This is a genomic window from Micromonospora sp. WMMD998, from assembly GCF_029581235.1.
Classification (GTDB): Bacteria; Actinomycetota; Actinomycetes; order Mycobacteriales; family Micromonosporaceae; genus Micromonospora.
In genome coordinates this window covers 1,754,387-1,770,990 of sequence record NZ_CP120740.1, presented here as the reverse complement: position 1 = coordinate 1,770,990, position 16,604 = coordinate 1,754,387, and the positions used below count along the sequence as shown (strand labels likewise).

14 protein-coding genes are annotated in these 16,604 nt (G+C 72.8%); 7 read left to right on the top strand and 7 right to left on the bottom strand.

Annotation, left to right across the window (positions count from 1 at the left end; translation table 11 throughout):
- Nucleotides 1–396: 396 nt before the first annotated feature.
- Nucleotides 397–705 carry a hypothetical protein gene (locus tag O7619_RS08480; protein ID WP_282286811.1) on the bottom strand — a complete coding sequence of 103 codons (309 nt, stop codon included), beginning with the start codon at nt 703–705 and terminating at the stop codon, nt 397–399.
- Nucleotides 706–913: 208 nt separating this feature from the next.
- Here O7619_RS08480 and O7619_RS08475 point away from each other — a divergent pair, with 208 nt between their 5' ends.
- Nucleotides 914–1,141, top strand: a complete 228-nt coding sequence (locus O7619_RS08475) for a winged helix-turn-helix domain-containing protein (RefSeq protein WP_281584929.1) — start codon at nt 914–916, stop codon at nt 1,139–1,141.
- Here the strand turns inward: O7619_RS08475 and O7619_RS08470 are convergent.
- The gene (locus tag O7619_RS08470; protein ID WP_282286808.1) at nt 1,135–2,175 is read right to left on the bottom strand and encodes a S66 peptidase family protein; all 1,041 of its coding nucleotides are present in this window, start codon (nt 2,173–2,175) and stop codon (nt 1,135–1,137) included. The genes O7619_RS08475 and O7619_RS08470 overlap by 7 nt on opposite strands.
- A 51-nt stretch (nt 2,176–2,226) precedes the next feature.
- Between O7619_RS08470 and O7619_RS08465 the strand changes: the two genes are divergently transcribed.
- Both O7619_RS08465 and ppc read left to right on the top strand, forming a co-directional pair.
- Nucleotides 2,227–3,276 carry a hypothetical protein gene (locus O7619_RS08465; RefSeq protein ID WP_282286806.1) on the top strand — a complete coding sequence of 350 codons (1,050 nt, stop codon included), beginning with the start codon at nt 2,227–2,229 and terminating at the stop codon, nt 3,274–3,276.
- 123 nt (nt 3,277–3,399) lie between these two features.
- Nucleotides 3,400–6,186, top strand: a complete 2,787-nt coding sequence (gene ppc, locus O7619_RS08460) for a phosphoenolpyruvate carboxylase (RefSeq protein WP_282286805.1) — start codon at nt 3,400–3,402, stop codon at nt 6,184–6,186.
- 69 nt (nt 6,187–6,255) lie between these two features.
- Here ppc and O7619_RS08455 read toward each other — a convergent pair whose 3' ends face one another.
- Nucleotides 6,256–7,068: a hypothetical protein gene (locus O7619_RS08455; protein ID WP_282286804.1), complete on the bottom strand. Its 813-nt coding sequence runs from the start codon at nt 7,066–7,068 to the stop codon at nt 6,256–6,258.
- 55 nt (nt 7,069–7,123) lie between these two features.
- Here O7619_RS08455 and O7619_RS08450 point away from each other — a divergent pair, with 55 nt between their 5' ends.
- Together O7619_RS08450 and O7619_RS08445 are read left to right on the top strand one after the other, a co-directional pair.
- Nucleotides 7,124–8,302, top strand: coding sequence for a DNA recombination protein RmuC (locus O7619_RS08450; RefSeq protein ID WP_282286803.1), 1,179 nt, complete (start codon nt 7,124–7,126; stop codon nt 8,300–8,302).
- 148 nt (nt 8,303–8,450) lie between these two features.
- A complete protein-coding gene (locus O7619_RS08445) occupies nt 8,451–11,756 on the top strand; it encodes a S8 family serine peptidase (RefSeq protein WP_282286802.1) in 3,306 nt (1,101 codons plus the stop codon).
- 79 nt (nt 11,757–11,835) lie between these two features.
- On the opposite strand, the gene O7619_RS08440 is transcribed toward O7619_RS08445, so the two are convergent.
- Both O7619_RS08440 and O7619_RS08435 read right to left on the bottom strand, forming a co-directional pair.
- Nucleotides 11,836–12,234, bottom strand: a complete 399-nt coding sequence (locus O7619_RS08440; protein WP_282286801.1) for a hypothetical protein — start codon at nt 12,232–12,234, stop codon at nt 11,836–11,838.
- 37 nt (nt 12,235–12,271) lie between these two features.
- Entirely contained in the window at nt 12,272–13,258 is a 987-nt protein-coding gene (locus tag O7619_RS08435) for a 4-hydroxy-3-methylbut-2-enyl diphosphate reductase (RefSeq protein ID WP_282286799.1), read from the bottom strand.
- A gap of 69 nt (nt 13,259–13,327) precedes the next feature.
- Here O7619_RS08435 and xseA point away from each other — a divergent pair, with 69 nt between their 5' ends.
- Together xseA and O7619_RS08425 are read left to right on the top strand one after the other, a co-directional pair.
- Nucleotides 13,328–14,566, top strand: a complete 1,239-nt coding sequence (gene xseA, locus O7619_RS08430) for an exodeoxyribonuclease VII large subunit (protein WP_282286798.1) — start codon at nt 13,328–13,330, stop codon at nt 14,564–14,566.
- Nucleotides 14,567–14,579: 13 nt separating this feature from the next.
- Entirely contained in the window at nt 14,580–14,792 is a 213-nt protein-coding gene (locus tag O7619_RS08425; protein ID WP_281584939.1) for an exodeoxyribonuclease VII small subunit, read from the top strand.
- A 51-nt stretch (nt 14,793–14,843) separates the two neighbouring features.
- Here O7619_RS08425 and O7619_RS08420 read toward each other — a convergent pair whose 3' ends face one another.
- Together O7619_RS08420 and O7619_RS08415 are read right to left on the bottom strand one after the other, a co-directional pair.
- Nucleotides 14,844–15,686 (bottom strand): hypothetical protein, encoded by an 843-nt coding sequence (locus tag O7619_RS08420; protein WP_282286797.1) that lies wholly within the window; start codon nt 15,684–15,686, stop codon nt 14,844–14,846.
- A 79-nt stretch (nt 15,687–15,765) separates the two neighbouring features.
- Nucleotides 15,766–16,485, bottom strand: a complete 720-nt coding sequence (locus O7619_RS08415) for a DUF4245 family protein (protein WP_282286796.1) — start codon at nt 16,483–16,485, stop codon at nt 15,766–15,768.
- Nucleotides 16,486–16,604: the final 119 nt, after the last annotated feature.

The following is a 16,604-nucleotide window of genomic DNA, read 5'->3' as shown; positions in this document are numbered from 1 at the left end:
ACCGGCCGATCCATCCATGGCGTTCCACCGAGCCGATGGCGGGCCAGGGGCGGAGGCGGTCAGGCAGCACGGCTTGCGGGCCGAAGTGGCGGCCACTCCGGCATGCCGAGCCCGGCCGACCCACTGACCCCAAGATCCACTCCATCTCGCCGAAGTGGCACGATCAACCGCCCCCCGACCCCACCACCTCGCCGAACTGGTGTGGATCTTGCCCGCCGGCCAACGGCAGATGGAACACCACGGGCGCGAAACAGACACCGAGACACCCACAACGTTCCACCCCCGGCGCTCCGCGACGACGAGTGGAACGCCACGGGTGCCAAACGAGGGCCGAAACACCCACGGCGTTCCACCGAGCCGGTGGCGGGACAGGGGCGGGGGCGGGGGCGGGGGCGGTCAGGCGGCACGGGTTGCGGCGGGGGTCAGGTGGCGGAGCAGGTGTTGGGACGCGCGGACCAGCGCGCGGGACTGGGGCAGGTCGATCGGCCACCGCTCGACGTCCTCACCTGCGGAGAACTCCAACAGCAGGCCAGACGGCGGCGTTGGGCCGACATCCATCCGCCACAGGCCGACTCCGGCCTGGATCACCTCGTCGCCCCGGACCGCCGTGCCGACGAGGCGGGACAAGTGCAGGCCGTTGGGGCCGGCGCAGTCCGGGCCACGCAGGCACCAGGGCGGGTGGGCGGTGTTCGATAGATTGCTCATGGGCCGGGGCTTCCTTCCCGGTCAAGGCCCGGGGAGCGGAGTGCCACCTCCACCCCGGGCCGCCCTATGGATCAAGGGGGACCTGCCACGGCCACCCCCATACAACCTACGACTACCTGTCATGCCAGGTCAATACCTGCGACCACATTTGATTGACGCTCCGTCGTCCGCCGTGATCACATGGGTGCACCTGCCACGGAGTCGACCCATGCCTGCCTATACCAAGAAGCAACGCCTCATCGAGACCCTGACCGAGCGCATCGAGTCCGGCGACTATCCGCCCGGCGCGAAGCTGCCCTCCGGCACCGAGTTGTGCGCCGAGTTCGACGTCTCCCGCCAGGTGGTGCGCTCCGCCATCGACTGGCTCAAGGCGCGGGGACTCGTCGAGGGCGCACCCGGCGCCGGTGTGTTCGTGCGGGAGCAGCGCGGTCAGTAGCGCACCGCGATCCGGCGCTCGACCGCGTCGACCCGGATCTCGCCGCCGTACGGGATGATCAGTTGCGGGTCGGTGTGGCCGAGGTCGACGTCGAAGACCACCACCGGGTCGTCGGCGTACGGCCCGATCGCCCGCAGGATCGCCGCCCGCTGCGCCTCACCCCAGGCCGCCCGCTCCGCGACCGACAACCGACGGTCGAAGTCCCACGCCTTGGGTCGGCCGACCACGATGGCCGGGAAACCGGCGAGCAGGCCGCGCTCGCCCAGGTTCCGCACGATCCGGAAGACCTCCTGAGCCGGCGGCATCTCCTCCGAGGTCTCGATGACCAGCACCGAGCCGGCCAACTCGGCGGCGGACGGCATCCGGTCGGCCGCCGCCAGCCAGTGCAGGATCTCCAGGTTGCCGCCCCAGGTGTGACCCTGGACCACCCGGGCCGGGCCGTGCCAGCGCCAGCCCTCGCCCGGCAGCATCGGCGGTTCCTCGGTCAACGTCGCCGGGTCCTGCCAGTCGAGCGGCTCGTCGCCCCACTCGGCGGCCGGGGTCAGGTCGTACCAGCCGGGGTTGAACAGCGCGGCGCGCAGCGAGTCGAACGTGAGCGGATGCGGCCGACCGGGCCGGCCGAGGTGCACGAGCACCGAACCGCCGTGGTAAGCGACGATCCCCAGCCGGTAGAGGTGGTTGAGCACGTTCGTGTTGTCGGAGTAGCCGAAGTACGGCTTCGGGTTGGCCCGCAACACGTCGTCGTCGAGGAACGGGGTGACCGTGATCAGGTCGTCCCCGCCCACCGTGGCGAGCACCGCGGTGATCGTCGGGTCGGCGAACGCGGCGGTCAGGTCACGGGCCCGGTCGCGCGGTTCGGCGCCCATGACGCGGGTGGTCGGATATTCCACCGGCTCCAGGCCGAGTTCCTCGCGGAGCCGGCGCAGGCCCAGCTCGTACACGTGGGGGAAGAGAGCTGGCAGGCCGGCGGAGGGTGAGACGACCGCGACCCGGTCGCCCGGCTGCGGCTTGGTCGGGTAACGCGGCGGTGTCATGATCCGACGCTATCGGCCCGCACCAGCGATTTCCGACCATAGGCTGAGGCCGTGGACGACGAGCCGGAGCTGCGGACCCGGGACTGGCTGCCCCGCACGGCGGCGCTGGTGCTCGGCACCCTGGCGCTCGCCAGCGCGTTCATCGCGGCCTACGTCGGCGCGCTGCACAAGCCGGACCCGAAGGACGTGCCGGTCGCCGTGGTCACCACCGACCGGCAGGCCCAGGCCGTGATGTCGGCCGTCCGCGCCCGCACCGACACCATCAAACCCGTCGGGTACGACAGCCAGGAACGCGCCGTCGACGGCCTGAACGACCGATCGGTGTACGCGGTGCTGCACTCGGACCCCGGCGGTGGACTCACCCTGGCCACGGCCAGCGCCGGCGCGCCCGCCGCCACCGAACTCGTCACCGACGTGTTCACCGAGGCGGCCCGGCAGGCCGACGTGCCGCTCCAGGTCACCGACGAGGTGCCGGTGTCCGACGGCGACCCGCGCGGCCTGGTCCCGTTCTATCTGGCGGTCGGCGTGGTGCTCGGCGGCTACCTGGCGTCCACGGCACTCGGCATCTCGCTCGGCACCAGCCCGCGCGACCTGCGCCGGGCCGGGCTGCGGATCGCCACGCTCGCGGTGCACTCCATCCTGCTCGGCTTCGTCGGCGCGGTGCTCGTCGGACCGGTGCTCGACGTCTTTCCGCACAAGGTGGGAACGATCGCGGTGATCGGCGCGCTCGCCGCGTTCGCGGCCGGGATGGTCGCGGCGGCCGTGCAGGCGTGGCTCGGACTGCTCGGCACCGGCATCGTGATCCTGCTGCTGGTGGTGCTCGGCAACCCCGGCTCCGGCGGCATCTACGCGCCCGAGTTCCTGCCGCCGTTCCTGCGCGGCATGCACCGCTGGAACGTGCCCGGACTCGCCACCGACCTGGTCAAGTCGGCCATCTACTTCGACTGGCGCGGCGGCGGCTGGGCGCTGACCGGGCTGCTGGTCTGGGTGGTCACCGGCCTGGTCGGGCTGCTCACCGCCACCATGTTCCGGGCCCGCCGACGGGCCGCCCGGACCGCGCCGGGGCGGCACGCGGCCGGCGCGCGGAACGCCGAGGGCTGACCGGCCGGCGCGTCCCAGAGTGCAGATCATCACGTCGTCCCCCTCCTGCGGTCGGGGCGTACGCGACTACCATCCAGGGGAGTCGGACAGCGCTGTCCTTCGTCCTCGCGTAAGGAGCGCACCGTGACCGACCAGCACGACCACGACGGGCCCGACGCCGCTCTCCGAGCCGACATCCGCCGCCTCGGCACGCTGCTCGGGCAGACCCTGGCCCGCCAGGAGGGCCGACCGCTGCTCGACCTGGTCGAGGAGATCCGCGCCCAGGTCCGCGCCGACGCGCCGGCCGCGGCCCAGCGCCTCGCCGGGCTCGACGTCAGCACCGGCACGAAGCTGGCCCGCGCCTTCTCCACCTACTTCCACCTGGCCAACATCACCGAGCAGGTGCACCGCGCCCGCGACCTGCGCCGCCGCCGCGCCACCCACGGCGGCTGGCTGGACCAGGCCGCCAAGACGATCGCCGAGCGCGGCGTGCCGGCCGAGGAGATCGCCGCCGCGGCCCGCCGGCTGGCCGTCCGCCCGGTCTTCACCGCCCACCCCACCGAGGCGGCCCGCCGGTCCATCCTGTCCAAGCTGCGCGCCGTCGCCGACGAGCTGGACGCCGAGACCGCGAACGCGATCCTCTACGGTGCCAGCGACGAGGGCCCGGCCAACCGCCGCCTCGCCGAACTGCTCGACCTGATGTGGCAGACCGACGAGCTGCGGCTCGACCGGCCGGACCCGACCGACGAGGCCCGCAACGCCATCTACTACCTGCGCGACCTGCACGCCGAGGCCGCGCCGCAGGTCCTCGACGACCTCGCCGACACGCTGCGTACCCTCGGTGTGGAGACGTCGCCGACGGCCCGCCCGCTGTCGTTCGGCACCTGGATCGGCGGCGACCGGGACGGCAACCCGTTCGTCACCCCGACCGTCACCCGCGAGGTGCTGCGGATCCAGCACGAGCACGGCATCGAGGCCACCGAGAAGGCGATGGACGAGCTGATCAGCGAGGTCAGCGTCTCCCGCCGGCTGCGCGCGGTCTCCCTCGACCTCTCCGCCAGCCTGGCCAAGGACCTGGACGCGCTGCCCGAGGTGGCGCCCCGGTTCCGCCGGGTCAACGCCGAGGAGCCCTACCGGCTCAAGGCCCGCTGCGTGAAGGCGAAGCTCGCGAACACCCGGGTGCGGCTGCGCTCCGGCACCCCGCACGTGCCGGGCCGGGACTACCGGGGGTCGACCGAGCTGGTCGCCGACCTGGAGCTGCTGCGCGCCTCGCTGGCCCGCAACTCCGGCCAGCTCACCGCCGTCGGGCGGCTGGCCTCCACCATCCGTACGGTGTCCGCGTTCGGGCTGCACCTGGCCACGATGGACATCCGGGAGCACGCCGAGAAGCACCACGAGGTGCTGGCGCAGCTCTACGAGGCGGTCGGCGAGGTGTCCGACTACCCGTCGCTGAGCCGGATGGAGCGCGCCAAGCTGCTCGCCGACGAGCTGACCGGCCGCCGGCCGCTCTCCACCCAGGACAGCCCACTCACCGAGTCGGCCCGCAAGACGTTCGACGTGTTCTCCGCGATCCGCGAGGCGCAGGACCGGTTCGGCCCCGAGGTCATCGAGTCGTACATCATCTCGATGACGCTCGGCGTGGACGACGTGCTCGCCGCCGTGGTGCTGGCCCGCGAGGCGGGCCTGGTCGACGTGCAGAGCGGGCGGGCCCGGGTCGGCATCGTGCCGCTGCTGGAGACCCCGGCCGAGCTGGACTCCGGCGGCGAGCTGCTGGACGAGCTGCTGTCGCTGCCGGCATACCGGGCGCTCGTCTCGGCCCGGGGTGACGTGCAGGAGGTGATGCTCGGCTACTCCGACTCCAACAAGGAGGCGGGCATCACCACCAGCCAGTGGTCCATCCACCGGGCCCAGCGGGCGCTGCGCGACGTGGCCGCCCGGCACGGCGTACACCTGCGGTTGTTCCACGGTCGGGGCGGCACGGTCGGCCGGGGTGGCGGTCCCACCCACGAGGCGATCCTGGCCCAGCCCTACGGCACGCTCGACGGCGCGATCAAGGTGACCGAGCAGGGTGAGGTCATCTCCGACAAATACACGCTGCCGGCGCTGGCCCGGGAGAACCTGGAGCTGACCGTCGCCGCCGTGCTCCAGGCGACGCTGCTGCACACCGCGCCCCGGCAGCCGGCCGAGATGCTGGAACGCTGGGACGCGACGATGGACGTGGTGTCCGCCTCGGCGTTCCGGTCCTACCGGTCCCTGGTCGAGGATCCGGACCTGCCGGCCTACTTCTGGGCGTCCACCCCGACCGAGCTGCTCGGCGCGCTCAACATCGGCTCCCGACCGGCGAAGCGCCCGAACACCGGCGCCGGCCTGTCCGGCCTGCGTGCCATCCCGTGGGTGTTCGGCTGGACGCAGACCCGGCAGATCGTGCCGGGCTGGTTCGGCGTGGGCTCCGGGCTGGCCGCCGCCCGGGAGGCGGGCCTGGCCGACGTGCTCGCCGAGATGAACCGGAACTGGCACTTCTTCCGCACGTTCCTGTCGAACGTCGAGATGATGCTGACCAAGACCGACCTGAGCATCGCCCGCCGCTACGTGGAGACCCTGGTCCCGAAGAAGCTGCACCCGATCTTCGCCAAGATCGAGGAGGAGTACGAGCTGACCAAGCGGGAGGTGCTGGCGGTGACCGCCTCGCCGGCCCTGCTGGAGAACTCGCCCGTGCTCCAGCGCACGCTCGCCGTGCGGGACACCTACCTGGAGCCCCTGCACCACCTTCAGGTGGCGTTGCTGCGGCAATATCGCGAGTCCGGCGCCGCCGGCCGGTCGGTGGCCACCGCGCCGGGCGGCCGGCGTGCCCCGAACGACGGCACGGCGCTGGAGCGGGCGCTGCTGACCACGGTCAACGGCATCGCCGCCGGCATGCGCAACACCGGCTGAGGTGTAAGGAGGGGCCCCCGCTTAACGCATTCCGCATAGGCGGGGGCCCCGCTTAACACCTGGCTCCGGTTAGAAGTCGCCGCCGCCGAAGTCACCACCACCGAAGTCGCCACCGCCGAAGCCGCCGAAGTCGCCGCCGCCGAAGTCGCCACCGGCGTAGTCCCCGCCGCCCGGGTCGCCGCCGACGACGGCGCCGCCCTGGTCGCCGTAGTCCTGGCCGTCGCCGAAGCCGTCCTGGAACCCCTCCTGATAACCGGAGTCGTAGCCGTAACCGGGGTCGGCGAACGCGGGCGAGAAGAGCGCGTCCGCGATCAGCATGCCGCCGATCACCCCGGCGCCCGCGCCGAGCGCGGTCTTCCACCACGGCGTCGAATACCAGCCGGCCGGCACCGGCCGGCCCTGGAGCCGGCCGCCGGGATAGTAGTAGGGCGTCTGGGCTCCCGGCTGCGGGCCGGCCCGGAACCGCTGGCCCTGCACGTCGACCTCGCGCTCCTTGGTGAGCGCGCCGGCGCCGCGGGCAGCCGCCAGCGGCGGCAGCTCCGGGCCCGGGTCGATGCCCATCGCCGTCCGCGCCGCCCGGATGTACGCCAGCCCCTCCAGCGCGGTCTCCCGCGCCAGCGCGAACTGGTGCGTGGTACGCGCCTGCTCCAGTTGCGAGCCGGCCGCGTTGTACCGCTCACCGGCGTCCGCGAGCGCCTGCCGGACCGCCGGCTCGTCGCCGTGCAGGTTCATCAGTTGGCCGCCGAGCCGCTCGTACCACCGCTGCGCCTCGGCGCGGGCGTCCGCCAGCTCGTTCGCCCGCCGGGACCTGCTTCCCCACCGCCAGAACACCAGCGCACCTCCGAGCATCAGCACCAGGAACAGCCACAGGGCAACGTCCATGACCTCGAACGTACCCACCGCGCGCACGTCGTACCCGTTTGGCAAGCTCTCTGGCATGAGCTTCTCGACCCTGGCCGTGGTGGTGCTCTGCCTCGCGGCGGGCGGCGCGGTGGGCTGGCTGGCGGCCCGGGCGCGCTCGGCGGCGGAGGTGGCCCGGCTGGAGGCGACGCTGGCGGCCACCCGGGCGGGTGAGGGGCGGCTGGAGCAGTCGATGCGGGCGCTCAGCTACGAGGCGACCGCGCAGTCCCAGGAGGCGGTGGCGCGCGCGGTGGCGCCGCTGCACGACACGCTCCGCCGCTATGAGCAGCGGGTCGCCGAGTTGGAGCACGACCGGGTCGACGCATACGCCGAGCTGCGCGAGCAGGTCCGCGCCATGAGCACCGTCTCGGGTGAGTTGCGCACCGAGACCAAGCAGCTCGTCGCGGCGCTGCGCGCGCCGCAGGTGCGGGGCCGCTGGGGCGAGCACCAGCTCCGGCGGATCGTCGAGGCGGCCGGCATGCTTGAGCACTGCGACTTCAACGAGCAGGTCACCGCCGCCACCGAGCATCAGGGGGTCCGGCCCGACCTGGTGGTGCGCCTGCACGGCGGGCGCACGGTGGTGGTCGACGCGAAGGCTCCGTTCGACGCCTACCTGACGGCGATGGAGGCGCGGGACGAGCGCGGGCGGGACACCCAGCTCGACGCGCACGCCCGGCACCTGCGCGCGCACGTGGACAGCCTGGCCGCCAAGTCCTACTGGGCCGCGTTCGACCAGACCCCCGATTTCGTGGTGCTGTTCGTGCCGGCCGACCCGTTCCTCGACGTCGCGTTGCAGCGCGATCCGGCGTTGCTGGAGCACGCGTTCGCCCGCAACGTGGTGCTGGCCACGCCGGCCACGCTTGTGGCGCTGCTGCGTACGGTCGCCTACTCGTGGCGGCAGGAGGCGCTGGCCCGCAACGCCGCGACCGTGCACTCGCTGGCCCGCGAGCTGTACGGGCGGTTGTCCACGCTCGGCGACCACGTGGGCAAGCTGGGCAGTTCGTTGAGCGGGGCGGTGACGGCCTACAACCGGGCGGTCGGTTCGTTGGAGTCCCGGGTGCTGGTCAGCGCGCGCAAGTTGGCCGAGCTGGGCGTCTCCGGCGACGAGCTGGCCGCTCCGGCGCAGGTCGAGCTCGCGCCCCGGCAGCCGCAGGCGCCCGAGTTGTTGGCCCCGCCGCCCACATCGGCCGAACGGCCGGCAGATATCGACGTCTAACACAGTCAGGTACGACGATGACGGTCGATCTCGTCACGGAGTGGTCACAAACCTATATCCACTAGTGACACGACTGATCGTGCCACGCAGGATCTGCGTCACACGTGCCCCGTCCCCTGAAGGGCCCTGTTCTCTGGAGGAAGAGAACGTGAGTCAACCCCTCAACCGGAGTCGGCGCCCCTCCGCCGCGCTCTTCGCCTCGGTCCTCGCGGCCGGGGCCATCACCGTCGGGGGTGGCGCCGGCACCGCGAGCGCGGCCCCCGCCGCCCCGCAACCCTCGCCACCGACCGCCGCGAAGGCCCTGGGCGCCCACGACGCCAAGCTGCTCGACGCGGCGGAGGCGAAGCACGCACCCACCGTCACGATGATCATCGCGGCGCGGAAGGGCTCGGCCAAGAAGGTCGTCGACGGCCTCGCCGGCCTCGGCGCCACCGTGAGCCAGCGGTACGACCAGGTCGGCTACGTGCTGGCCAAGGTGCCGACGGCCAAGGCGCTCAAGGCCGCCACACTGCCCGGCGTCGCCGCCGTCGACCTCGACGAGACCATCACGCTCCCCGACCCGACGCCGGAAGCCGCCCCCAACGGCGCGCGGGCCGCCGAGCAGGGTGAGACGCTTGCCGGGCCCGGTGCGGACACCGGCGCGGTCAACCCGTACATGCCGACGAACGAGACCGGCGCGGAGGCGTTCAAGGCCGCGCACCCGGAGTGGGACGGCCGAGGCGTCACCATCGGCATCATGGACTCCGGGATCGACCTGGACCAGCCGGCGTTGCAGAAGACCACCACCGGCGAACGCAAGATCGTCGACTGGGTCACCGCGACCGACCCGCTTGAGGACGCCTCCTGGCGACCGATGATCACCCAGGTCGCCGGTCCCACGTTCACCACCGGCACCGGCGCCTCGGCCGTGACCTGGACGGCGCCCGCCGGCACCTACCGGTTCAACCAGTTCAGCGAGGCGATCACCGCGGCCAGCGACCCGGCCGGTGACGTCAACCGCGACGGGGACAAGACCGACACGTTCGGCATCCTCTACAACCCCGCGAACGGCGACATCCGCGTCGACGCGAACCAGAACCGCGACTTCACCGACGACGAGGTGATGCGGCCGTACAAGGAGAAGTTCCAGGTCGGCCACTTCGGCACGGACAACCCGGACACGGCCGTGCGGGAGCAGATCCCGTTCGTGGTCGAATACCGGCGCAACGTCGACACCACCCCGGTGGGCGGCCCCGGCCTGGTCGACTACGTCAGCATCGGCATCATCGAGAGCACCCACGGCACCCACGTCGCCGGCATCACCGCCGCCAACGACATGCTCGGCAACAGCGCCTTCGACGGCGCCGCCCCGGGCGCCAAGCTGGTCTCCGCCCGGGCCTGTTCCTGGGGCGGCGGCTGCACCGCCGCCGCGCTCACCACCGGCATGGTCGACCTGGTGGTCAACCGCAGGGTCGACGTGGTGAACATGTCGATCGGCGGCCTGCCGGCGCTCAACGACGGCTCGAACGCCCGCGCGGTCCTCTACAACGACCTGATCAACGTCTACGGTGTGCAGCTCTTCATCTCGGCCGGCAACTCCGGTCCGGGCGTGAACACCGTTGGCGACCCCTCGGTCGCCACCGACGTGGTCAGCGTCGCGGCGAACGTCAGCCGGGACACCTGGCTGGCCAACTACGGCTCGGTGGTCCGCAAGGACAACGCGCTGTTCAACTTCTCCTCCCGCGGCCCGCGTGAGGACGGCGGCTTCAAGCCGAACATCACCGCGCCCGGCTCGGCGATCTCCACCGCGCCGACGTGGCAGCCGGGCAACCCGGTGCCGGAGGCGGGCTACCCGCTGCCCCCGGGTTACCAGATGCTCAACGGCACCTCGATGGCCTCGCCGCAGGCCACCGGCGCCGCCGCGCTGCTGCTGTCGGCGGCGAAGGCGACCGGCGCCGGGGTCACCCCGGCCGCGCTGCGCCGGGCCGTCTACACCTCGGCCGAGCCGATCGCGGGCGTCCCGACGTACGCGCAGGGCTACGGCATGCTCAACGTGCCGGCCGCGTGGGACCTGCTCGCCGAGGGCGTGCAGACCCGCACCTACACCTCCGCGGCCGATGTCTGCACCGAACTGTCGCCGAACCTGACCCGCTACGACCGGGCCTCCGGCACGTTCGTGCCGAACCCGAACGTCGGCACCGGCATCTACAACCGCTGCGCCGCCGACCGGGGTGGCCAGGCGGTCAAGGAGGGCCGCTACTACGAGGTCGAGCTGACCCGGACCAGCGGGCCGAACAAGGGCATCCGGCACCTGGTCGACTTCCGCGGCAACGACGGCACCTGGACCTCCCCCAAGGAGGTGTGGCTGCCGCTGAACAAGACCGTCACGGTCAAGGTGAAGGCCAAGCCGATGACGACCGGCGCGCACGGCGCGATCATGACCGTCGACGACCCGGCCACCTCCGTGGTCGACTTCGAGGTCGCCACCGTCGTCGTCGCCGCGAACGCGGTGGCCGCCCCGGCGTACTCGTACTCGACGAACGGCTCGGTCGAGCGGAACGGCTTCACGTCCTACTTCGTGACGGTTCCGCAGGGTGCGGGCGCGCTCCAGGTCAACCTGTCCGGCATCGCCACCGGCTCGCAGACCCGGTTCATCGCCATCAACCCGTACGGCGTGCCGGTCGAGAGCACCGCGAGCACCGCCTGCTACACCAACTTCTCCGACGCCGCCGCCTGCAAGCCGCAGGAGCGGGACTACCAGAACCCGATCCCGGGCGTCTGGGAGATCGAGGTGGAGGCGCGACGCACCTCGCCGGCGCTGGACAACCCGTTCCAGCTCCAGGCGCGGGTGCAGGGCGTGCAGGTGGAACCGGCCGTGGTCCAGCTTCCGTCGGTCACCGCCGGCACGCCGACCCCGGTGAGCTGGAAGCTGACCAACACGTTCGGCCCGGTGCAGGTGACCGGCGTCGGCGGGCCGCTCGCAAGCGTCCGCGCCGAGCGGCCGACCATCACCGAGGGCGCCACCCAGGAATACACGGTGGACATCCCGGCCGGGACCACGTCGTTCTCCGCCCGGATCGGCAACACCTCCGACCTCGGCGCCGACCTGGACCTGTACGTCTTCCGGGGCACCACCGAGGTGGGCCGGTCGGCCGACGGCGACTCGGAGGAGGCCGTCACCCTGACCAACCCGGTCGCCGGCACCTACCGGGTGGTCGTCGAGGGCTACGCGGTGGCCGCCGGCGGCACGGAGTACGACTACCGGGACTCGTTCTCGTCCCCGGCGCTGGGCTCGCTCGCCGCGCCGAACACGCCGCTGTCGCTCGCGAACGGCGCCACCGCCACCCTGACCGGTTCGGTGACCGCCCTGTCCACCTCGTCGACGGGCCGTGAGCTGTACGGCGACATGGCCGTCACCACCGTCGAGGGCGCGGTCGTCGGCCGCGGCTCGGTGGAGATCAACGCGGTCGACTGACCGCCGGTACGACGGAGCCCCGTCACCCTCATCCGGGGGGCGGGGCTCCTGCCGTCAGGCGGCGCGGCGCGGCGGTCGGTCAGGCCCGGCGGGCGGACTCGACCACGAACGGCGTGCCCTGCTGGCAGGTGGTCATCATGCCCGGCTCGGGTCGGCCGGTGACCTGCACCGTGGCACCGGGCTTGAGCAGGTCGCGCGGGCCGCCGACCAGCAGGTGGTCGTCGAGCAGGAGGCAGTTCGGCTCGACCCCGGCGCGGATGGTGCCGTTGAGGGTGGTGCCGCCCACGCCGGGCGGCGTCGACGGGCCGCCCTTCCAGGTGGGGTCCGGGCGGCTGGTGCTGGGACCGGGGTCGGACTGGCTGGTCACCGTGGCGGCTCCCGTCGGGCTGGGGCCGGCGGGCTCGTCGCCCGGCTCGGCGCAGGCGGTCAGCGCGGCAGCGGCGAGCAGGGCGACGAGCACCGTCCGAGGAGTCTTCATGTCGGTTGGACGCGGTCGGCGGCGGATCCGTTCCCGGTCAGCCGCGGGTCGCGGCGGCCTTCATGTCGCGCTTGAGCTCCTGGGGCAGTGAGAACGTCAGCCGCTCGTCCGCGGTGGTGATCTCCTCGACGTCGGCGAAACCGCGCTCGGCCAGGTGGGCGAGCACGTCCTGCACCAGGTCGTCCGGCACGCTGGCGCCGGAGGTCAGCCCCACCGTGCGGGCGCCCTCCAACCAGGCGTCGTCGATCTCGTGGGCGAAGTCGACGAGGTGACCGGCGCGGGCGCCGGCGTCCACCGCCACCTCGACCAGCCGGACCGAGTTCGAGGAGTTGCGCGAGCCGACGACGAGCACCACGTCGCACTCGGGGGCGATCTCCTTGACCACGTGCTGGCGGTTGGAGGTGGCGTAGCAGATGTCGTCGCTCGGCGGCGACTGGAGCAGCGGCAGCCGGGTCTTGAGCCGGGCCACGGTCTCCAGCGTCTCGTCCACCGACAGCGTGGTCTGGGAGAGCCAGACCACCTTCTCCGGATCACGCACGGTGATCTGGTCGACGCTGTCCGGGCCGTCGACGAGCTGGATGTGGGCGGGGGCCTCACCGGCGGTGCCGATGACCTCCTCGTGCCCCTCGTGCCCGATCAGCAGGATGTCGTAGTCCTGCTGGGCGAACCGCCGGGCCTCGTGGTGCACCTTGGTGACGAGAGGGCAGGTGGCGTCGATCGCCTTGAGCGAGCGCTCCTTCGCCTGCGCGTAGACCTCGGGCGCGACGCCGTGGGCGGAGAAGATGACGGTGGCGCCCTCGGGCACCTCCTCGTTCTCCTCCACGAAGATCGCGCCCTTGGCCTCCAGCGTCCGCACCACGTGCCGGTTGTGCACGATCTGCTTGCGTACGTAGATCGGCGCGCCGTAGAGCTTCAACGCCTCCTCGACGGTCTGCACCGCCCGGTCCACGCCCGCGCAGTAGCCGCGGGGGTTGGCCAGGAGCACGCGCTTGCCGGTCCGGGGAGTCGTCTGCGCATCAGTCACCCGACCATCGTACGTGCGCCGCGAGCACCCTGCCCCGGGCTGTCGGGCCCGGGCCGTAGGGTGGGCGGCGTGAGCGCGGGTGAGGTGGGCCGGAGCACGCCCTCGGACCGGAGCACGTCGGAGGAGCCGTGGCCGGTCCGGGTGGTCAGCCAGAAGGTCGGCGCGTGGATCGCCCGGCTCGGCTGGGTGTGGGTCGACGGCCAGGTGGCGCAGATCAGCCGCCGGCCCGGCGCCGCCACCGTGTTCCTCACCCTGCGTGACCCCTCGGCCGATCTGAGCCTGACCGTCACCACCAACCGCGACGTGCTCGACGCCGGCGCGCCGGAGCTGCGCGAGGGCGCCCGGGTGGTGCTGCACGCCAAACCGGAGTTCTACGCCGCGCGGGGCACGCTCAGCCTGCGCGCCGACGAGATCCGCCAGGTCGGCCTGGGCGAGCTGCTGGCCCGGCTGGAGAAGCTCAAGAAGCTGCTCGCCGCCGAGGGGTTGTTCGACCGGTCGCGCAAGCGGCGTCCCCCGTTCCTGCCCGGCCGGGTGGGCCTGATCACCGGGCGCGCCTCGGCCGCCGAGCGGGACGTGTTGACGAACGCCCGCCGCCGGTGGCCGGCGGTCGACTTCCGCACCGTCAACGTGGCGGTGCAGGGGCCGGGCGCGGTGCCCGACATCGTCGGCGCGCTCAAGGTGCTCGACGCCGACCCGGCGGTCGACGTGATCGTCATCGCCCGCGGCGGCGGCAGCCTGGAGGATCTGCTGCCCTTCTCCGACGAGGCGCTGTGCCGGGCGGTCTTCGCCTGCCGCACGCCTGTGGTCAGCGCGATCGGCCACGAGACCGACGCGCCGCTGCTCGACTACGTGGCCGACGTGCGCGCCTCCACGCCCACCGACGCGGCGAAACGGATCGTGCCCGACCTGACCGAGGAGGTCCGCCTCATCGGGCAGGCCCGGTCGCGGCTGGAGCGGGCCGTGCGCCACCTGGTCGACCGCGAGCAGCATCGGGTCGACCTGCTGCGCTCCCGCCCGGTGCTGGCCCGGCCGCAGGTGATGGTCGACCAGCGGGCCGCCGAGGTCACCGCGCTGCACGACCGCGCCGGCCGGTCCCTGGAGCACCGGCTGGGCGCCGCCGCCGACGACCTGCGGCACACCCTGGCCCGGCTGCGTGCCCTCTCCCCGGCGGCCACGCTCGACCGCGGCTACGCCATCGTCCAGCGGGCCGACGGCCACGTGGTCCGCGCGGCGTCCGCGGTGGCCAAGGGCGATCCACTTCGGGTACGCCTCGCCGAGGGCGAGCTGACCGCCACCGTCGACGGCTGATGAGAGAGGACCGATGACTGAAGCGACGAGGAACGAGCAGCTCAGCTACGAGCAGGCCCGCGCCGAGCTGGCCTCGGTGGTGGAACGGCTGGAGGCCGGCGGCACCTCGCTGGAGGAGTCGTTGGCGCTGTGGGAGCGCGGCGAGGAGTTGGCGGGCGTGTGCCAGCGCTGGCTGGACGGCGCGCGCGCCCGCATCGACGCCGCCCGGCAGCGCCCCGAGGAGTGACGCACCCCGCAGGCGCGGCGGCCTCCGGGGTGCGTCGACGAACGGTCGCGCTCAGTTGAACAGCTTGTAGAGCTCCTGCGGCGCCTCGACGACCTGGTCGGCGGGCGGCTTCTGGGCCGCGGCGGCGTTGCCGTAGTCGGTATAGGTGATCTTCATGTCCTGCGCGGCGCTCTGACCGGCGGCCGGGATCTGGAGCACCAGTTCGCTGAGCCGGCCCTGCGGGTCGACCTTGGCGGTGAACGGCACCGACTGGGCCTGCGCCCCCAGCGCGGTGATCATCGCCGGGTCGAGCGAGCCCGCCTCGGCGGCCTTCGACACGTCGACGGTGCCCGCGTACGCGCCATCGCCGGTCTGCCGTACCTCGGTGACGCCCTTGGTGAGCACGGCGCTGCCGGCCGGGTCGACCTTGTCGAAGTCGAAGCCCAGCGCCCGGTTGCCCTTGATCCGGTTCTGGTCGAGGTGCTGGTACTTGCCGGTGTTGATGTTCTTCGCGCCGGGGATCTGGGCCGCGGCGGTGCCGCCCAGCTCCAGCTTGACCCAACTGTCCGGCTTGGCGTGGATGAGGTCCAGCTTCATCGACAGGTCCGACGACGGGTCACCGATCGTCATCCGCATCTCGGCGCTCTGGCTGGGCTCGTGCACCTGCCCCTCGGCGGTCGAGCCGGCGCCGGACATGGTGAACCGGAAGTTGCCCTCGCGGATGGCGTTCGTGGAGTCGAGCAGCGCCTGCTTGGCCGCGCTGCCGGACGTGCTGGCGCTGGGAGCGACGCTGGCGGACGCGCCGGGGGTCGCGGAGGCGTCGGAGGTCCCGGTCCCGGTGCCGTTGCAGGCGGCCAGGCCGGGGATGAGCAGCGCCGCGGCGAACGCGGTGGCGCTGAAGCGTCGTATCTTCACGTCAACCTCTCCAGGTGGGTCATCCAGGCTCGTGTCCCTTCTGTTCCCGGAAGTGGCGTTCCGCAATCCCGACGGCGTGTCAGCGCAGCGACGTGGCGAGGCGACGCAGCTCCGCCTCCCCCGCGTCACCGACCACGATGATCGTGCGGTCCGGCTCCAGCAGGACGAGTGCCTGCTCGTTGCCGCGGGCGGTGTACCGCTGCCAACTCAGCCCGTCGGGCAGGTCCACCGGGCCCTGTGGCTGGCCGTCGCTCAACTCGGCCGGCAGCAGCTTCTCGGCGGGGACGTCGCTCTCCACGAGCTGCGCGCCCCGGCCCTCCGGGGTGACGTACCCGATCCGGAGCGTGGCGCCGTCCGCCTCGGTGCGGAAGCGTGCGGTGACCGTACGCCAGTCGGAGTCCAGCCCCGAGGGCGCGGCGACCGGGAAGGCGTTCGCCGACCGGGCCTGCTCCAGGGCGGGCGCGGGGTCGACGGTGACCGGCGAGTCGCCGCCGAGGAACCCCCGGTAGAAGGCGATCAGCAGGGCGATCGGGACCAGCAGGATGAGCAGCGAGAGGACCATGTCCTTCGGCGACCGCTCGGAGCGGGCCTTGTCCCGGCCCGCGGGCGGCGCGGGCCGGTCCCCGGCGTCCGCAATCGGCGCGGGCCGGTCTCCCGCGTCGGCCGCCGGCGTGGGCGGCTCGACAAGCGCGGGCGACCCGTCCGGCGGCGTCGCGCCGGCGGTGGGCCGCACCGGTGGCTGCCCGTCGGGCGGGGTGGCGTCGGGCGGTACGCGGTCGGCAGGCTGTGCGGGATCCACCCGGCCATTGTCGCAGCCGTTCGGGTGAGGTGATCCTGGCCTCCTCCGCCCCGCCGGGACGGTGAACCTGAGATCGTGTGAGGATCAGCGACAAAACCGGCGGCGGCGACGGCCGTGCT

Bases quoted from the DNA above. Each gene is read 5' to 3' on its own strand.
- O7619_RS08475 (WP_281584929.1), top strand. From the start codon at position 914: ATGCCTGCCTATACCAAGAAGCAACGCCTCATCGAGACCCTGACCGAG.
- O7619_RS08480 (WP_282286811.1), bottom strand. From the start codon at position 705: ATGAGCAATCTATCGAACACCGCCCACCCGCCCTGGTGCCTGCGTGGC.
- O7619_RS08455 (WP_282286804.1), bottom strand. From the start codon at position 7,068: ATGGACGTTGCCCTGTGGCTGTTCCTGGTGCTGATGCTCGGAGGTGCG.
- O7619_RS08470 (WP_282286808.1), bottom strand. From the start codon at position 2,175: ATGACACCGCCGCGTTACCCGACCAAGCCGCAGCCGGGCGACCGGGTC.
- O7619_RS08425 (WP_281584939.1), top strand. From the start codon at position 14,580: ATGACTGAAGCGACGAGGAACGAGCAGCTCAGCTACGAGCAGGCCCGC.
- O7619_RS08440 (WP_282286801.1), bottom strand. From the start codon at position 12,234: ATGAAGACTCCTCGGACGGTGCTCGTCGCCCTGCTCGCCGCTGCCGCG.
- O7619_RS08450 (WP_282286803.1), top strand. From the start codon at position 7,124: ATGAGCTTCTCGACCCTGGCCGTGGTGGTGCTCTGCCTCGCGGCGGGC.